The following is a 14,485-nucleotide window of genomic DNA, read 5'->3' as shown; positions in this document are numbered from 1 at the left end:
GGCGCTCAGCTCCCCGTGCGGCGCACGAGGCAGCCGAGCGTGCGCAGCAGGATGCACAGGTCCTGCCAGAAGGACCAGCTGTCGATGTAGGCGTTGTCGAAGCGGCACCGGTCCTCGATGGAGGTGTCCCCGCGCAGCCCGTGGATCTGGGCGAGCCCGGTGATGCCGGTCGGCATCCGGTGCCGCCGCGCGTAGTCGGGGTAGGTCTGGCTGAACTGCGCTACGAAGAAGGGCCGTTCGGGCCGGGGTCCGACCAGGCTCATGTCGCCGCGCAGGACGTTCCACAGCTGCGGCAGCTCGTCCAGCGAGGTGCTGCGCAGGAAGCGGCAGAACGGGTTCATCCGGTGCTCGTCGGCCACGCTCCAGCGCGTCGCCGCCTCCTGTGGGTCCGCGGGCCGGTGGGTGCGGAACTTCAACAGGGTGAACAGCCGCCCGTCCTTGCCGACGCGCTCCTGCCGGAAGATCACACCGGGCCCCTCGGTGACGCGCAGCACCAGCGCGCAGGCCAGCAGCACCGGAGCGGCCACCAGCAGCAGCGCCCCGGCCACCGCGATGTCCAGGGCCCGCTTGCCCACGCTGGTCCCGCGCGGCCCCGAGAGAGCGAGGGGGCGGCAGGCGAACCCGGCCACGTACTGCCGGACACCGTCCCGCGCGGGCGCCGGCTCCGCGTGGCGCGCCTCGATCTCCCACAGCTCGCAGCCGCTCAGCGTCGGCAGCCGCCCGGTGAGCCCGGGGGCGCCGCCGGGGATCAGGAGCACGGTGCGTACGTCGTTCTGGATCACGGCCCGGTGCACCTCGTCCTCCGTGCCGAGCACCGGCAGTTCGACGGTGGGCCCGGGGGCCTCCGCCTCACTCTGCTGGTCGGTGTCGCTCACCACGCCCACGGGCCGCATGCCGCAGCGCGGCCGCCGCAGCAGGGCCGCGGCCACCGAGCGCGCGTCGGCGACGGGCCCGGCGACCAGTACCGGCCGGGGTCTGCGCAGCGCGCCCGCCCGCCGGTGCCCGTGCACCAGGCCGCGCCCCCCGACGCCGAGCAGGCACTGGGCCGCGCCGAGGGCGAGCAGCGTCGGCAGGGCGAGCGGCGGCGGGGGCGCGGGCAGGGCGGGGGCGAGGACGGCGGTGAGGGACCAGCCGAGCGCGGCACGGCCGGCGAGCGCGGGCACCTCGTCCAGCGTCGTGGGCAGCGCGGTGTACGCGTACAGGCGCCCCTGGGCGTTCAGGGCCACGACGACGGCCAGCAGTAGGGGCGCGAGGACGGCGTAGCGCCGTGGTCCGTCGAGCAGGAGCAGGGGGAGCAGCGCGGCGGCGGTGTCGACGGCCACCAGCGCGGCGACCGAGCGCCGCCGCCGGGAGGGGCGTCGCGTCCGGTCCCGGGTGGGTGCGCCGTGTTCCCCCCGGGGGGCGATGACGAAGGTTCCGGGCGGGGCGGCGGTGCCCTGCCGGGACTGACCTGACGAGGAGGCAACGGTTCGTTCCGCACTCACGTGGTGGTGCACTCCCTGTACTCGGTGGGCGCCGCGTCCAGCAGTTCGCGGTACACCACGTCGATGGCGTCCGCGGCGTACCGCGCGTCGTGGTGGTCCAGGACATGCCGTCGGCACCGCCGGCCGAGCGCGTCGCGCAACCGCGCGTCCCGCAACACGGCGACCAGGGCCCGGGCCAGCGCGGCGGGGTCCTCCGGCGGTACGAGTCCGTGGGCGCGGGCGGCCGACGGCAGGCTCTCCCGGGCGCCGTTCACATCGGTGACGACGACCGGCCGGGCGCAGGCCATGGCCTCCAGCGGTGCCAGCGCCATGCCCTCCCACCGGGAGGGCAGCACCACCACGTCGGCCGCCCGGTACCAGTCGGCGGCGTCCCGCGCCGCCCCGGCGAACAGCACGGAGGCGTCCGCCCGCGCGCGCAGGAAGGCGGCGTCGGGCCCGTCCCCCACCAGGACCAGCCGGGCGCCGGGCACCCGCGAGGTGACGGTGGGCCAGGCGCGCAGCAGGACGTCCTGCCCCTTCTGCCGGCAGAGCCTGCCCACGCACACCACGAGGGGCGCGCGGGCGAAGGAGGCGGGCAGCAGCCGGTCGCGGGCCCACTGCCCGGCGCCGGGCGCGAAGTGGTCCACGTCCACGCCGTTGGGGACCACCGCGTAGGAGCCGTCGACGCCCGCGCGGCGGCCGGTGAGCCACTCGGCCTCGCTGACGCAGACGACGCGGGTCGTCCAGCGGACCGCGCGGCGCTCCCAGAGCCTGGCCAGGAGGGCGGTGGTCCCGCCGACGGCCTCGAAGGACCAGGCGTGCGGCTGGAAGACGGTCGGGATGCGCCCGCGCAGCGCGAGCCGCGCGGCGAGCCCGGCCTTGGCGCTGTGGGCGTGGACGAGCGCGGGCCGTACGTCGTCGATGACGCGGCGCAGGTCCGCCACCTCGGCGCGCAGCCGCCGGCCGGGGGAGCGGGACGCCGCCCAGGGGTGGGTGCGCACGCCCGCGGCGCCGCTCAGCGCCCGGGGCAGGAGGCCCTCGTCCGGGCAGGCGACGTGGACGTCCATGCCCGCCGCCGCCTGGGCACGGGCCAGCTCGGCGACGACCCGTGCCACACCACCGTCCACGGGCTGGCTGACGTGCAGGATCCGTGGCATGACGGCGTTGGCCTTCCGACGTGTGAAGAGCTCTGACCACAGCGGATATGAGAGGTTCGCAGTAATTGCGCGAATCTGGCGCGTATGACTGAAATGCCCTAAATAGAAGGGCAACTGTAGCCGCTGTCCGGTGCCGCTTCGTCAACCTGAGTACGTGTGTCGGAACGGTGAAGGGCGTGGTGGATCGACCTACGCGCAGGGGGAGGCCCGTCACACATCACTCGTCTGGGCGCACAACTCGCCGTCCCGATCGGCAGTTGATCCCTGTATACGGGCACCCGGCCCGTACGTCGCACCCTTACCTAGGAGCAGCACTCCATGTCGCGTACCACCAAGGCACTCGCCCTCTCCGCCGTAGCCGCTGCCGCTGTGGCCGGAACCGCGGGCGTCGCCACCGCCGACGCCGGCGCGCAGGGCGCCGCCACCAACTCCCCCGGCGTGATCTCCGGTAACGCCGTCCAGGTGCCGATCCACATCCCGATCAACCTCTGCGGCAACACCGTTGACATCATCGGCCTGCTGAACCCGGCGTTCGGCAACACGTGCGTCAACGACTGACACGTCGTCCCGTCGAACGGCCGTCCCCGCGAAGGCGGGGGCGGCCGTTCGCCGTACCGGTCCTCTTCTGACGGGTCCTCGGAGAGCGGTGCCCCGAATGGAGGTCGGCACAACGCCCGGCCGACGGGCCGTCACCTTCCCTTCCCACCTGCGCCGATGTGCCCCGCCGACGGCACGGCCCAGGGGAGCGCTCGGTTGCGGCGGGGGTGTGCCGCTCCCACGGTGAGCACAAGAACCGACGCAGCACCGGAAGGGACCCACCCCATGCGCGCTCTGCCCCTGCGGCGTCTCGCGACCAGCGCCCTGTGCGCCACGTTGCTCCTCGGCGCGGCCGGCCCCGCCCTCGCCCACGACGACGCCTCCCGGGACGAGCCGAGGACCGCCCCGCGCGCACCGGCCCCCGACGCCAACACCCTGGCGGCCCAGACCCAGCAGCTGCACGCCCTCGGCGGCGCCCTGAACGCCGTCTCGGAACTGCTCACCGCGGTGCTCAAGGCCAAGGACGACAAGCTGTCCCCCGAGGACGTCAAGAAGCACACCGAAGCGGTGAAGAAGGCGCTGGAGGCACTCGCGGCGGCCAAGCCCCCGGCCCCCAAGGCCGTGAGGGACCCGGCCACCGCCAAGGGCCCCGCCGACCCCGCCGTCCGGCTGCCGCAGATGCCGGCGCTGCCGCAGGCCCCCGCCCTGCCCGGGGCGCAGGTCCCCGCCGCGCCCCCGCCGGCCGCGGGCGCGCCCGGCCGCGGCGCGGTGCCGCTCGACCCCAAGGCGGACGCCCTGGCCGCGCTCCAGAAGTCGGTCGACGACCTGCTGAAGGCCACCGGCGCGGGCGACAAGGCGGCCGTACCCGCACAGGCCCCCAAGGTGGTCTCCGCCCTGGTGAACGTGGTCGCGGCCACCATGGTCGGCGGCGGCCTGCCCGCCCCCAGCCTGCCGGGCCCGCCGCCGGGGCCCAAGGCACCCTGAACACCCCGGAGGGAGGGGCTTTCCACCGGCCCGATAATCGGTCGGTCGATGTGATGACGAGATGCCTTCTTCATTCCTCCGGGTTCGGGGAAGTTTCAGGCCGAGGGGTTTCCGTACCGGCACGTGCTCGTTAGCCCCGGTGAAGTGAGACGCCAGGCAATCGATGCCTGAACGGTGCTCCCATAGGCGACACGCGTTGCCAAAGAAAGGAACATGATGAAGGCCCTGAAGGCTGCCGCTGTCCTTGCCGGTTCGATCGCCATCGCCGGTTCCGCCGCGCCCGCTTTCGCCGGCGACCTGACGCCCACCAGCCTGAACGGCGGACTCGAGAGCCTGGCCGGCAAGTCCCTGCTCGACACCAAGCCGGTGAACACGAACATGCTCGACACCGAGAACAAGGACTCCGTCGTCAGCACCGTCAAGGACACCGCGGACGGCCTGAACGCCCACGGCGGCCCGGCGAAGCTCCTCGGCGGACTCCCCGTCGCCAAGTGACCGGCAGTCCCCCCGGCACTTCCTCCTCGGTGACTTGCGGTCAATTCCCCTGGACGCCCGGTGTATCGCCCCGGGCGCGAAGCGGGAACAGACGATGACGCAAGGGCCGGCCACCTCTTCCACGGGCCGGCCCTTTCGTGTGCCCGGGGGCTCCTTTCGTGTACCCGGGGCACCTGCCCTGGGCCCGGAAGCAGGGTCAAGGCATCGCCCGCATGACCCCATCGTGTGATGACGTCCCGGCGTTCGGCCACATGGGTGACAACGGGGCCGGTCGGGGCTCCCCGCGTCTATACGGTTCCCCTCATGACCTCAACTGCCGGCGAACAGCGCCCTTTCCAAGCGGCCGATCTCGGAACTCTGGCTGTTCTCGCCTGGAGCGGCGAGCATCCCGAGGACGACAAGGACATGCCCTTCCTGCTCGCCTACTCCCTCGGGGACACCGAGGGGGGACCCGAGGCCACCGCCCGGGCCATGGGCGTCCTGCTCCATGACGCGGGCCTGCCCGTCGGCGGCCCCGTCGTCGACGGCAGCCACCACCCCTCCCTGCCGGTCACCCTCCTCGTCGAGGGCGAACAGGCCGTCGTCACGATGCCGCACCTCCACGCGCAGTGCGTGGTGCCGCCGGAGTGGATCACCGCCGTGCAGCAGCGCGGCCACGCCTACTTCATGGCCACCACGCGCGCGTGGCCCGAGGCCAGGCCGGGCGAGCCCGTCGACGAGGAGCGCCTGAGCGGTTTCGTCGGTGCCGGGGAGACGCTGCTCAACGCCGCGCACTGCCTGCTGCCCGCCCGAAGCCTGCGCTGATGAGCACCACAGACCTGCCCCGCCGGGTGCCGAGGCAGGGCGCCGCCGCGCCCGGGCCGGCCCCCGCGGCGCCCGGGGACGGCCCCCACCGGCAGGAGGGGGGCCGGTGGTCGGGCCTGCTGCTGGTCGTCACCGGCGCGGCGGGGCTGCTCGCGTCGTGGGTCATCACCCTCGACAAGCTCGCCCTCCTGAAGGACCCGGACTTCGTCCCGGGGTGCAGCCTCAACCCGGTGGTGGCGTGCGGCACCGTCATGAAGAGCGAGCAGGCTGCGGTGTTCGGCTTCCCCAACCCGCTGCTCGGCCTCGTCGGTTATGCCCTGGTGACCGGTGCCGGGGCGGCCGTGCTGGCGGGCGCCCGCTTTCCGCGCTGGTACTGGCTGACGCTGAACGCGGGCACGGCTCTCGGCGTCGCCTTCTGCGGATGGCTGCAGTTCCAGTCCCTTTACCGCATCAATTCGCTGTGCCTGTGGTGCTGTCTGGCGTGGGCGGCGACCCTTCTCATGTTCTGGTCGGTGACGTCGCACAACGCGCGCCACGGATTCCTCCCCGTCCCGCGCGGCGTACGCCTTTTCCTCGACGAATTCACCTGGGTCCTGCCTCTCGCGCACCTGGGCGTCATCGGGATGCTCGTACTGACGCGCTGGTGGGACTTCTGGACCGGGTGAGGAATTGCTGCATACGGGGGAAGTTCGCGCTGATGTCGGCGCAGGATCGTTGATTCGGTGACGGCCGAGCGGCCGTCACGGCGAAAGGACGAAACCCGCAATGAAGAAGTCGACCAGAGGTGCCCTCGCCGCGGTCATGGCCTGTGCGGCGGCGGCCGGTGGCGCCGCCTCGGCGACGGCGGCCGAGCAGCCCGAGGTGACCGTTCCGCTGCACGGGATCGAGAACGCCCTGCACCTGCAGGCCCCCGAGGTCACCCTCGGCGTTCCCGTACCCGTGCCCAGCGGTGGCCCGCAGGGACCCGACTACGTGGAGGGCGAGCTGCTGCCCGACCACCTGGTGCCGCGCGTCCCGGTCGACAACAGCCTGCCGTCCGTGCGCGCCGCGGTCCCGCTGTCCGGTCTGCTCGGTGACAACGGCCTCGACGCCGTTGAGGCCGAGGTGAACGCGTCGGACGTCGAGGCCGCCACTCCGGGCGCCAGTCCCGGTCTGCCCCTGACCGCCCCGCGCGGCGACCTCTGGGGGCTGCCCGCCCCGACGCTGCCCGGCGTCGGCCTCGACGCGCCGACGCTGAGCGCCGCCCCCATGACGCAGCTCGGCCTCACCTGACCGTGCCGCCGCTCCCGAACTGTGCGGGCCCGGTCCCGAGCCGGGCCCGCACCACCCCGCCGCTGACCGAGCGCGTACGGCGCCGCCACCTCCTCGGTGTCGCGGCCTCGGCGCTGCTCGCCGCCGCCGGTGTCGCGCGTACCGCACGGCCGGCCGCCGAGGACGTCCCGGCCGCCGCGCCGAACGGGCCGCCGTTCGACGAGACCTACCGGGGCCGCCGCATCCAGGGCGAGCCCGTGACGGCGCCGCATGGGCACGCGCCGGGCGGCTGGCGGGTCACCGTCGACGGGCGGCCGCTCGCGCTCATGCGCCGCGCGGACGGCGGCTACCTCAGCATGGTGGACCACTACCAGTCGTACGAGACACCGCTCGCCGCCGCCCGCGGCGCCGTCGACGAGCTGGGTCCCTTCCAGGCCCTGAGCGGCCGCGGCCACTGAGCCGCCCCGCCCGCACCGGACAGCAGAACGGACGGCCATGGCCCCCACGCGCAGGAACCAGAGCAGCCTCAGCCGCGCCGAACGGCGCAGGTTCGTCGACGCGGTCCTGAAGCTCAAGCGCAGAGGGGAGTACGACGAATTCGTCCGGACGCACATCGACTACTACGTGTCGGACGGGGAGGACCGGCTGCGGGTGGCGCACATGGCCCCGTCGTTCTTCCCCTGGCACCGCCGTTTCCTGCTCGACTTCGAACGCGCCCTGCAACGTCTCGACGCGGGGGTCACCGTGCCCTACTGGGACTGGACGAAGGACCGCAGCCCCGCCGCGTCCCTGTGGGGCGAGGACCTGATGGGCGGCAACGGGCGGCGGTCCGACCGGCAGGTCATGACCGGCCCGTTCGCCCACCGCCGCGGGCACTGGGTCATCAGGGAGAGCATCACCGACGGGGAGTTCCTCACCCGTGACCTCGGACGCTCGCGCGACCCCATCGCCCTGCCCACCGCGCGGGACGTGGCCTGGGCCATGGCCGACCCGCGCTACGACGTCCCGCCCTGGGACTCCAGGTCCCCCGAGGGCTTCCGCAACAAGCTGGAGGGCTGGACGTCGGCGAAGGGCGACGCGCGCTGGCGCAACCACAACCGCGTGCACCGCTGGGTCGGCGGGCACATGCTGGGCGGGGCCTCGGTGAACGACCCGGTGTTCTGGCTGAACCACGCCTTCGTGGACCTGCTGTGGGACCGCTGGCAGCGCCACCACCCCCACGCGGCCCCCTACCTTCCCGCGCGGCCCCCCGGCCCCGACTCGTCCCAGCACCGGCGCATCGTCGCCCGGCACGAGCCGATGCCGCCGTGGGACGTCGCCCCGGACGACCTGCTGGGCCACAAAGGCCTCTACACGTACGGGCGTCAGCCGTAGGGAACCGGGGACAACACGAAGCCCCCGGGGGAACGCTTCCCGGGGGCTTCTTCGAGCTGCTGGGGTCAGCTGCCGTAGCCGCCCTTGTGGTTGCCGCCGCCGTGGTGGCCGCCCTTGTGGTGACCGCCGCCGTGGTTGCCGCCCTTGTGGTGACCGCCGCCGTGGTGGCCGCCCTGGTGGTGGCCGCCCTGGTGGTGACCACCCTGGTGGTGGCCGCCCTGGTGGTGACCACCGTGGTGGCCGCCGCCGCCGTTCACGCACTGGTTGCCGAAGGCGGGGTTCAGCAGGCCGACGACGTTGACGGTGTTGCCGCAGATGTTCACGGGCACGTTGACCGGGATCTGGAGCAGGTTGCCCGAGAGCACGCCGGGCGAGTTGACGGCGCTGCCCTGCGCACCGGCATCGGCCGAAGCCAGGCCGGCGCCCGCCAGGACGACGGCGCCGGTGCCGATGGTGATGGCGGCTGCCTTCGCGATGCGAGACATCACGTTCTCCTTTGGATCGAAAGAGCGACTGCTCCGCGCAGCCGCATGCTTCTAACGTCCGCTCTCCCGGCGAAGTAACGGCGTGCGACACGTCGGCAGGGAGGTGACAGGAGAAGAGAAACGCTCTTTCGGAGGGCACATTCCCAGACGTCAAGGCGTCAAGTCGACGCGCCGGATGCGCGATTCTGCGGATCTCCTGAGTGAGAGCGCCGCGAAAACCGTGTCCTCCGCACCGCACGAACGTTTCTGAGGACATGACATCAGCACGCCGAATCATCGCCGCTGTCTCGCTGGCCGCCGGAGCCGCGGCCCTGGCCGCCCCGGCGGCCCACGCCGCCCCGGATGCCCCGGGACCGGGCATGATCTCCGTCCAGGGCACGCTCGACGACATCCAGATGAGCGGCATCCCCGAGGAGCACCGCGCCGCGGTACCCACCCTGGAGCAGCAGCTCGGTGCCCTGAACCAGCTCAACCAGCTGCGGCAGGTCACCGACCTCGTGGCGCCCGTCACCAACCTCCTGCCGTCCGTCCAGTAGCACCGGGGCCGGGACGCGCGACGCGACCTGATCCGCCGGACAGGCCCACCGCCCAGGCCTACAGGAGCCGGGCCCCCCGCTCGGCCAGGTAGCGGACCGGGTCGATGTCCGAGCCGTAGCCGCGGCGGACCCGTATCTCCAGGTGCAGGTGCGGGCCCGTGGCCCGGCCCGTCGCGCCGCTGCTCCCGACCCGGGCACCGGCGCCGATCCCGTCCCCCTGGTGGACCCGGATGCGGGAGAGGTGGGCGTAGACGGCGTAGTGACCGTCCCGCATCCGCACCGTCACCGCGTTGCCGTACGCCCCTGACCAGCGGGCGAGCACCACCACACCCGCTCCCACGGCGTACACCGGTGTCCCGCGCGGCACCGCGAGGTCGATGCCCGTGTGGTGCCCGGCGAGCCAGTCGCCGCGGACGCCGTAGCGCGCGCTGACCCGGAAGTCACGGCGCAGGGGCAGGGTGTACCGGCCGCGGGGGGCCCGGGCGGGGAACAGGGCCCGGTCGTCCTCCGGGGCGATGCGGGCGTCCGCCTCGGCCAGGTCCCGTTCGAACTCCGCGTCGTAGCCGCCCGTACAGACGTCGTCCGATCGCGCGGTGGCGCGGTGCGCGGTCAGCGGGACCGCTCCCGCGGTCAGGATTCCCGCGGCGGTGAGGCGCAGGGCGTGGCGCCGCGAGGGAGGCGCGAGCGCCTTCGCCATGTCGTCATCCATGCCCGACAGCTCACTAGCGGCGGGCCCGGCACGCATCCCGTGGCCGCCGGGACTACGCCAGGTGAAGGACACGGGACCTGCGCCGGCGCGTGTCACATGAAGGACATGCCGCCGCCGACCACGCAGGACCTGCCGTACTTCCAGTCGCACTCGACCTGGCCGCCGACGGACCCGACCCGGGGCGCGGCAGGGCCGGTGGGCGCGGCCGCGGTGGGGACGCACACGAGCAGCGGCACCAGCACCACGACCAGTGACAGAAACAGCCTGAGGTGAACCGACACGTCCGTTCTCCTCGTCATCGTCGTATCCCGAGACCTCTCGATCCTGCGCAGATGTCACTCATGATCGCTATTCCGTCACTGGCGGTGACGGAAACGCGGCGCTCGTCCGAGTGGGGGAGGCGGCGGCCCGGGGCGGCGACACAGGGGCGTGGGTCGGCCGCCGGGCGGCGGACGGCGCATACGTTGGCGGCGTGAAGATCCATTGCGTCGGTGGGGGACCCGCCTCCCTGTACCTGGCCATCCTCGCCAAGCTGCGCGATCCGGCCCACGAGGTCACCGTCCACGAGAGACATCCGGCCGGCGCGAGCCACGGCTGGGGCGTGACGTTCTGGCCCGACCTCCTGGCGGAACTGCGCGCCCAGGACCCCGTCTCCGCGCACGCCGTCGAGGAGCAGTCGGTGTGCTGGCGCGGCGGCTTCGCGTACGTGGGCGACAGGACCGTGGCCCACGACGGCGACGTGGGCCACGCCATCGGACGCCACCGCCTGCGGACCATCCTCGCGGACCGCGCCCGTGAGCTGGGCGTCCGCCTCGACTTCGGCACGGAGATCCGCGGCCGCGCCGACCTGCCCGACGCGGACCTCGTCGTCGCGGGCGACGGCGCCCACAGCAGGCTCCGTACGGAGAGCGCCGCCCACTTCGGCACCCGGGTGACGAACGGCGCCAACCGGTTCGTCTGGCTCGGCACGACCCGGGTGTTCACCGCGTTCACCTTCTCCTTCGTGGAGAGCGAGCACGGCTGGATCTGGTGCTACGCCTACGGCTACAGCTCCGGGCACAGCACCTGCGTGGTGGAGTGCTCCGCCGCGACCTGGAGCGGCCTCGGCCTCGACCGCCTCGACCACGGCGACGCCTTGCGCCTGCTGGAGAAGCTCTTCGCCGGGATGCTCGACGGGCACGCGCTGCTCGGCCGTACCGACATCGAGAGCCACGCCCAGTGGCAGGCCTTCCCGACCGTCACCAACGAGACCTGGTCGCACGGCAACCTCGCCCTGATCGGCGACGCCGCGCACACCACGCACTACTCCATCGGGGCCGGCACCAGCCTCGCGCTGCGGGACGCCGTGTGCCTGGCCCGCGCGCTGGAATCCACCGGCCCGGCCGAGCTGCCCGCCGCGCTCGCGCGCTACGAGCGGGAACGCAAGCAGGCCCTGCTCTCGGTGCAGAGCGCGGCCCGGCACAGTGCCCAGTGGTACGAGAACCTGCCCCGGTACATCGGCCTGGAGCCCCGGCAGATGTTCGCGCTGCTCGGCCAGCGCCACTCGCCGCTGCTGCCCTATGTGCCGCCGCAGCTCTACTACCACCTGGACCAGACCGTGGGCCGCCTCCCTTCCCTGCGCCGGCTCAAGCAGAGCCTCGGCCCCCGCCTGGCGCGGGCCCTGCAGAGCCGGCGGCCGTGGGGCTGACGCCGGGCGGGGGTGGGCGCACTGCGCACGCGTTCACCCGAATGGCCCTATCGGGGGCGGGGCGGCCGGATCGCGGCATGGACCGGGATGGCGCAGGCCCGCGGGGCGTTCTCCGTACGCTGCGTGACTCTTCGCCTTGCGCGACGGACGTTGGCGGAGCGCGATGGACCTTGAGGCGTGCGTCGTTCCGTGGCGGATTGGTTCCTGCCCGTCGCATGCTCCAAGGGAGTGATCATCCATGACCCAGGGCGAGGCCTTCACCAACCCCGACGCGCTCAAGGGCCTGACAGCCTACGACCGGACCGGCGAAAAGATCGGCAGCATCGAACGGGTCTACCTCGACGACCGCAGCGGCCGTCCCGAGTGGGTGACCGTCAAGACCGGCCTCTTCGGCATGAAGGAGAGCTTCGTGCCGCTCACGGGAGCCCGGCTGCGCGGCGACGACCTGCATGTCACGGCCACCAAGGAGGCCGTGAAGGAGGCCCCGCGGGTGGACGCCGACCAGCACCTCGACCCTGGCCAGGAGCACGAGCTCTACGCCCACTACGGGCTGACCCGGCCCGGCACGGCGGCGACCGGCACCGGCACCGGCACGGCGGGCACCCCTGAGCACCCGCTCACCGGGTCGGCCGGCCTGGCCGGAGCGGGCGGCACCGGAGTGGGCGCGGGCGCCGGGCAGCGCGAGTACGCCACGCGCTCCGGGGTGGACGACCGCTCCAAGGACCAGGACATGGTGCGTTCCGAGGAGCGGCTGCGGGTCGGCACCGAGGAGGAGGAGGTCGGGCGCGCCCGGCTGCGGAAGGTCGTCGTGACCGAGGACGTCACGACGTCCGTGCCCGTCTCCCACGAGGAGGTCCGTGTCGTACGGGAGCCGATCCGCGAGGGCGACCGGGTGCGCGGCACCATCGGCGAGGCCGAGACGGAGGTGACCCTGCACTCCGAGCGGCCCGTCGTCAGCAAGGAGACCGTGCCGGTCGAGCGCGTGCACCTGGAGACGGAGAAGGTCACCGAGACCCGCGAGATCTCGGACACCGTCCGCAAGGAGCAGATCGAGTTCGACGACGCCACGGGTGAGCGCGGCATGAAGGGCAAGCGCGGCCTGAAGGGCGAGCGTGGGATGAAGGGCGAGCGCGGCGTCGAGGGCGAGGGCTGGCGCGAGGGGAAGCAGGGCCCGCGCCGCTGACCGCGGCACCGCGACCTCGGAACAGAGCGGGTCACAGAGGGAAGCACCCACCGGGTGCTTCCCTCTGTCGCTGTGCGCGGCCGGCGTGTCCCGGTGCGCGGCGGCGGGCGCCCTGTGACCAACGGCATGGCGAAATGCCCCCTGAGGGGCGGTCCTGCTGCCCTAATTTGGAGGGATGTCCCCGCTCGCCCGCATCACCGCGTCGTACACCCCGCGGTTCGCGGAATTCGCCTTCGAGGCGGCGTTCACCGCCGCCGTCGACCAGCACGTGGCCCATCTGCGGGACCGCCTGGCGGCGGGTGGCCCGGGGCTGGTGCCGCGGGCTCCCGACCCCGAGGTGCTGAGCGACTACGCCCTCGGTTTCCTCGACGCGCTGGCCGAGTCGGACTGGCGCGAGCCGGTCGGCCACGACTACGCGGTGTGCCGCCTCACCGCCATTTCCTGGCTGGTGAGACGGCACGGTCTGCTCTGACGATCCGTCCCCGAGGGGGGCGGGTACGGCTCAGAAGGGGTCGGTCGGCTCCCGGTCGCGTACGGGCTGGTTGGCCAGCGCGTCCTCCCGCCCGGCCTGGTAGGCGCCGGCGCTGGTGCGGGCCTTGGCGGTCTCCTGCTCGGCCGTGTGCAGCCAGCGCTCCCAGCGCTCCCGCATCGGCCCGATGAGGCCGCCGCCGACACCGACGACCAGGATTCCGGCGACGGAGGCGAGCACCGCGTACAGCACGGGCTGGGTGACGGCGGTGGCGATGCCGGCCTGGCCCAGCGCGGCGATCACGCCGAGCGCCACGATGCAGGCCCAGACCACCGTGCCGACCGTCTTGCCGTACGAGAGCGAGGCGAGGGCGTTGGTGACGATGTCCCGCACGAGGTTCGCCACGGCCATGGCGACCACGATCAGGACGACGGCGACGATGCCGCGCGGCAGCCAGGCGACGATGCCGTCGATCATGGCGCTGACCGGGTTCGGGCCGAAGACGCCGAAGCCGAGCTGGAGCGTGATCAGCAGCAGGGCCGCGTAGACGACCTTGCAGATGATCGCGGTCATGTCGTACTTGGAGCCGGCGAGCATCCGGGAGGCCCCGGCGCGCTCGGCGAGCTTCTCCGAGCCCAGCTTTCTCAGTACCCGGTCGAGCACCCGTGTGATCAGCTTCGAGACCATCCAGCCGATCGCCAGCACGACCAGGAACCCGATGAGCTTGGGCACGAACTGGGCGACCTTCGACCAGGCGTCGTCGAGACCCCGGGTGAAATTCACGGAAAGGGTTATGCCCTGGGACATGAGTGGTCCTCCACTCGCTGTGGCCCGCGCGCGGGTGGCGGCGGGCGTCCGGATCCCCACGAGCGGGGCTCTCGCAACGGCGCCCGCTCCTGCGTCCGTGTCTACCACCGGGTTGGATCACCGGCCGCTCGGGCCGAACCGAACGGATGACGGGCGGGGCGGGTCCCGGGCCGCCGCTTCGGGCCACCGCCTCGGGCCCTGGTCAGCCGAGCGCGACGGCCAGTACCCCCGACACGAGCGCGGCGGTCGCGGCGGACCACAGGACGACCCGCCCGCGCCCGCGCCACCCGCCGGGCCACAGCCGACGGGCGGCCACGGAATCGTTTCTCCTTGCCACGCGCATATGCGCGAAGAGCGCGAACGTGGCGGGAGGCCCGTCAGACCTGTCAGACCTGTCCGATCCGTCAGACGCAGCAGCTCCATCGGCTTGCCGCAGCCGCGCGCACCACTCGCAGTGGTCGAGAGCCGCGTCCAGCTCGCCCGGCCAGGTCGCCGCGCCGGGCCAGGTCACCGCGCCGCCCTGAGCGGTGGGCGTGGAAGCGTC

The 14,485-nt window shown here is 73.2% G+C and carries 18 protein-coding genes; 12 read left to right on the top strand and 6 right to left on the bottom strand.

From position 1 onward, the window contains the following. Positions 1-5: 5 nt before the first annotated feature. Both ACZ5GP_RS12960 and ACZ5GP_RS12955 read right to left on the bottom strand, forming a co-directional pair. On the bottom strand, positions 6-1,484 hold the full coding sequence (locus ACZ5GP_RS12960; protein ID WP_468750903.1) for an exopolysaccharide biosynthesis polyprenyl glycosylphosphotransferase: 1,479 nt from the start codon (positions 1,482-1,484) through the stop codon (positions 6-8). Beyond that, positions 1,481-2,620, bottom strand: a complete 1,140-nt coding sequence (locus tag ACZ5GP_RS12955) for a glycosyltransferase (protein ID WP_468750902.1) — start codon at positions 2,618-2,620, stop codon at positions 1,481-1,483. The genes ACZ5GP_RS12960 and ACZ5GP_RS12955 overlap by 4 nt, the downstream gene beginning before the upstream one ends. Before the next feature lie 318 nt (positions 2,621-2,938). Here ACZ5GP_RS12955 and ACZ5GP_RS12950 point away from each other — a divergent pair, with 318 nt between their 5' ends. From ACZ5GP_RS12950 to ACZ5GP_RS12915, 8 genes are all read left to right on the top strand, one after another. Further along, positions 2,939-3,178 carry a chaplin gene (locus ACZ5GP_RS12950; RefSeq protein ID WP_358701484.1) on the top strand — a complete coding sequence of 80 codons (240 nt, stop codon included), beginning with the start codon at positions 2,939-2,941 and terminating at the stop codon, positions 3,176-3,178. 264 nt (positions 3,179-3,442) lie between these two features. Further along, entirely contained in the window at positions 3,443-4,141 is a 699-nt protein-coding gene (locus ACZ5GP_RS12945) for a hypothetical protein (RefSeq protein ID WP_468750901.1), read from the top strand. Positions 4,142-4,357: 216 nt separating this feature from the next. Continuing rightward, a complete protein-coding gene (locus ACZ5GP_RS12940; protein WP_358701227.1) occupies positions 4,358-4,636 on the top strand; it encodes a hypothetical protein in 279 nt (92 codons plus the stop codon). Positions 4,637-4,939: 303 nt separating this feature from the next. Further along, entirely contained in the window at positions 4,940-5,440 is a 501-nt protein-coding gene (locus tag ACZ5GP_RS12935; RefSeq protein ID WP_468750900.1) for a DUF5949 family protein, read from the top strand. Then, positions 5,440-6,105 (top strand): vitamin K epoxide reductase family protein, encoded by a 666-nt coding sequence (locus tag ACZ5GP_RS12930; protein WP_468750899.1) that lies wholly within the window; start codon positions 5,440-5,442, stop codon positions 6,103-6,105. Before ACZ5GP_RS12935 ends, ACZ5GP_RS12930 begins: the two co-directional genes overlap by 1 nt. A 100-nt stretch (positions 6,106-6,205) precedes the next feature. Then, positions 6,206-6,712, top strand: a complete 507-nt coding sequence (locus ACZ5GP_RS12925) for a hypothetical protein (RefSeq protein ID WP_468750898.1) — start codon at positions 6,206-6,208, stop codon at positions 6,710-6,712. A 2-nt stretch (positions 6,713-6,714) separates the two neighbouring features. Further along, positions 6,715-7,149 carry a tyrosinase family oxidase copper chaperone gene (locus ACZ5GP_RS12920; RefSeq protein WP_468750897.1) on the top strand — a complete coding sequence of 145 codons (435 nt, stop codon included), beginning with the start codon at positions 6,715-6,717 and terminating at the stop codon, positions 7,147-7,149. Between the two features lie 37 nt (positions 7,150-7,186). Next, positions 7,187-8,065: a tyrosinase family protein gene (locus ACZ5GP_RS12915; protein ID WP_468750896.1), complete on the top strand. Its 879-nt coding sequence runs from the start codon at positions 7,187-7,189 to the stop codon at positions 8,063-8,065. Between the two features lie 65 nt (positions 8,066-8,130). Here ACZ5GP_RS12915 and ACZ5GP_RS12910 read toward each other — a convergent pair whose 3' ends face one another. Then, positions 8,131-8,550, bottom strand: coding sequence for a chaplin (locus ACZ5GP_RS12910; protein WP_468750895.1), 420 nt, complete (start codon positions 8,548-8,550; stop codon positions 8,131-8,133). 254 nt (positions 8,551-8,804) lie between these two features. Between ACZ5GP_RS12910 and ACZ5GP_RS12905 the strand changes: the two genes are divergently transcribed. Next, positions 8,805-9,086 carry a hypothetical protein gene (locus tag ACZ5GP_RS12905; protein WP_468750894.1) on the top strand — a complete coding sequence of 94 codons (282 nt, stop codon included), beginning with the start codon at positions 8,805-8,807 and terminating at the stop codon, positions 9,084-9,086. 58 nt (positions 9,087-9,144) lie between these two features. On the opposite strand, the gene ACZ5GP_RS12900 is transcribed toward ACZ5GP_RS12905, so the two are convergent. Then, the gene (locus tag ACZ5GP_RS12900) at positions 9,145-9,795 is read right to left on the bottom strand and encodes a M23 family metallopeptidase (RefSeq protein ID WP_468750893.1); all 651 of its coding nucleotides are present in this window, start codon (positions 9,793-9,795) and stop codon (positions 9,145-9,147) included. Between the two features lie 92 nt (positions 9,796-9,887). Then, positions 9,888-10,076: a hypothetical protein gene (locus tag ACZ5GP_RS12895; protein WP_468750892.1), complete on the bottom strand. Its 189-nt coding sequence runs from the start codon at positions 10,074-10,076 to the stop codon at positions 9,888-9,890. Positions 10,077-10,267: 191 nt separating this feature from the next. Between ACZ5GP_RS12895 and ACZ5GP_RS12890 the strand changes: the two genes are divergently transcribed. The 3 genes from ACZ5GP_RS12890 to ACZ5GP_RS12880 all read left to right on the top strand — a co-directional run bounded on the left by ACZ5GP_RS12890 (position 10,268) and on the right by ACZ5GP_RS12880 (position 13,137). Beyond that, positions 10,268-11,482, top strand: a complete 1,215-nt coding sequence (locus tag ACZ5GP_RS12890) for an FAD-dependent monooxygenase (protein WP_468750891.1) — start codon at positions 10,268-10,270, stop codon at positions 11,480-11,482. 238 nt (positions 11,483-11,720) lie between these two features. Further along, positions 11,721-12,665 carry a DUF2382 domain-containing protein gene (locus ACZ5GP_RS12885; protein ID WP_468750890.1) on the top strand — a complete coding sequence of 315 codons (945 nt, stop codon included), beginning with the start codon at positions 11,721-11,723 and terminating at the stop codon, positions 12,663-12,665. A 175-nt stretch (positions 12,666-12,840) separates the two neighbouring features. Beyond that, on the top strand, positions 12,841-13,137 hold the full coding sequence (locus ACZ5GP_RS12880; protein WP_468750889.1) for a DUF6401 family natural product biosynthesis protein: 297 nt from the start codon (positions 12,841-12,843) through the stop codon (positions 13,135-13,137). A gap of 30 nt (positions 13,138-13,167) precedes the next feature. Here ACZ5GP_RS12880 and ACZ5GP_RS12875 read toward each other — a convergent pair whose 3' ends face one another. Then, entirely contained in the window at positions 13,168-13,941 is a 774-nt protein-coding gene (locus ACZ5GP_RS12875) for a mechanosensitive ion channel family protein (protein WP_468750888.1), read from the bottom strand. Between the last annotated feature and the right edge of the window lie 544 nt (positions 13,942-14,485).

The sequence above is a fragment of the Streptomyces sp. NPDC031466 genome (assembly GCF_055581265.1).
Note: the sequence above shows the minus strand (reverse complement) of the source record. Positions and strands in the feature narration are given on the sequence as shown.

Coding starts and splice junctions, on each gene's coding strand:
- ACZ5GP_RS12875 (WP_468750888.1), bottom strand. CDS start 13,941: ATGTCCCAGGGCATAACCCTTTCCGTGAATTTCACCCGGGGTCTCGAC.
- ACZ5GP_RS12880 (WP_468750889.1), top strand. CDS start 12,841: ATGTCCCCGCTCGCCCGCATCACCGCGTCGTACACCCCGCGGTTCGCG.
- ACZ5GP_RS12900 (WP_468750893.1), bottom strand. CDS start 9,795: ATGGATGACGACATGGCGAAGGCGCTCGCGCCTCCCTCGCGGCGCCAC.
- ACZ5GP_RS12930 (WP_468750899.1), top strand. CDS start 5,440: ATGAGCACCACAGACCTGCCCCGCCGGGTGCCGAGGCAGGGCGCCGCC.
- ACZ5GP_RS12885 (WP_468750890.1), top strand. CDS start 11,721: ATGACCCAGGGCGAGGCCTTCACCAACCCCGACGCGCTCAAGGGCCTG.
- ACZ5GP_RS12915 (WP_468750896.1), top strand. CDS start 7,187: ATGGCCCCCACGCGCAGGAACCAGAGCAGCCTCAGCCGCGCCGAACGG.
- ACZ5GP_RS12955 (WP_468750902.1), bottom strand. CDS start 2,620: ATGCCACGGATCCTGCACGTCAGCCAGCCCGTGGACGGTGGTGTGGCA.
- ACZ5GP_RS12945 (WP_468750901.1), top strand. CDS start 3,443: ATGCGCGCTCTGCCCCTGCGGCGTCTCGCGACCAGCGCCCTGTGCGCC.
- ACZ5GP_RS12935 (WP_468750900.1), top strand. CDS start 4,940: ATGACCTCAACTGCCGGCGAACAGCGCCCTTTCCAAGCGGCCGATCTC.
- ACZ5GP_RS12905 (WP_468750894.1), top strand. CDS start 8,805: ATGACATCAGCACGCCGAATCATCGCCGCTGTCTCGCTGGCCGCCGGA.
- ACZ5GP_RS12950 (WP_358701484.1), top strand. CDS start 2,939: ATGTCGCGTACCACCAAGGCACTCGCCCTCTCCGCCGTAGCCGCTGCC.
- ACZ5GP_RS12925 (WP_468750898.1), top strand. CDS start 6,206: ATGAAGAAGTCGACCAGAGGTGCCCTCGCCGCGGTCATGGCCTGTGCG.
- ACZ5GP_RS12940 (WP_358701227.1), top strand. CDS start 4,358: ATGAAGGCCCTGAAGGCTGCCGCTGTCCTTGCCGGTTCGATCGCCATC.
- ACZ5GP_RS12910 (WP_468750895.1), bottom strand. CDS start 8,550: ATGTCTCGCATCGCGAAGGCAGCCGCCATCACCATCGGCACCGGCGCC.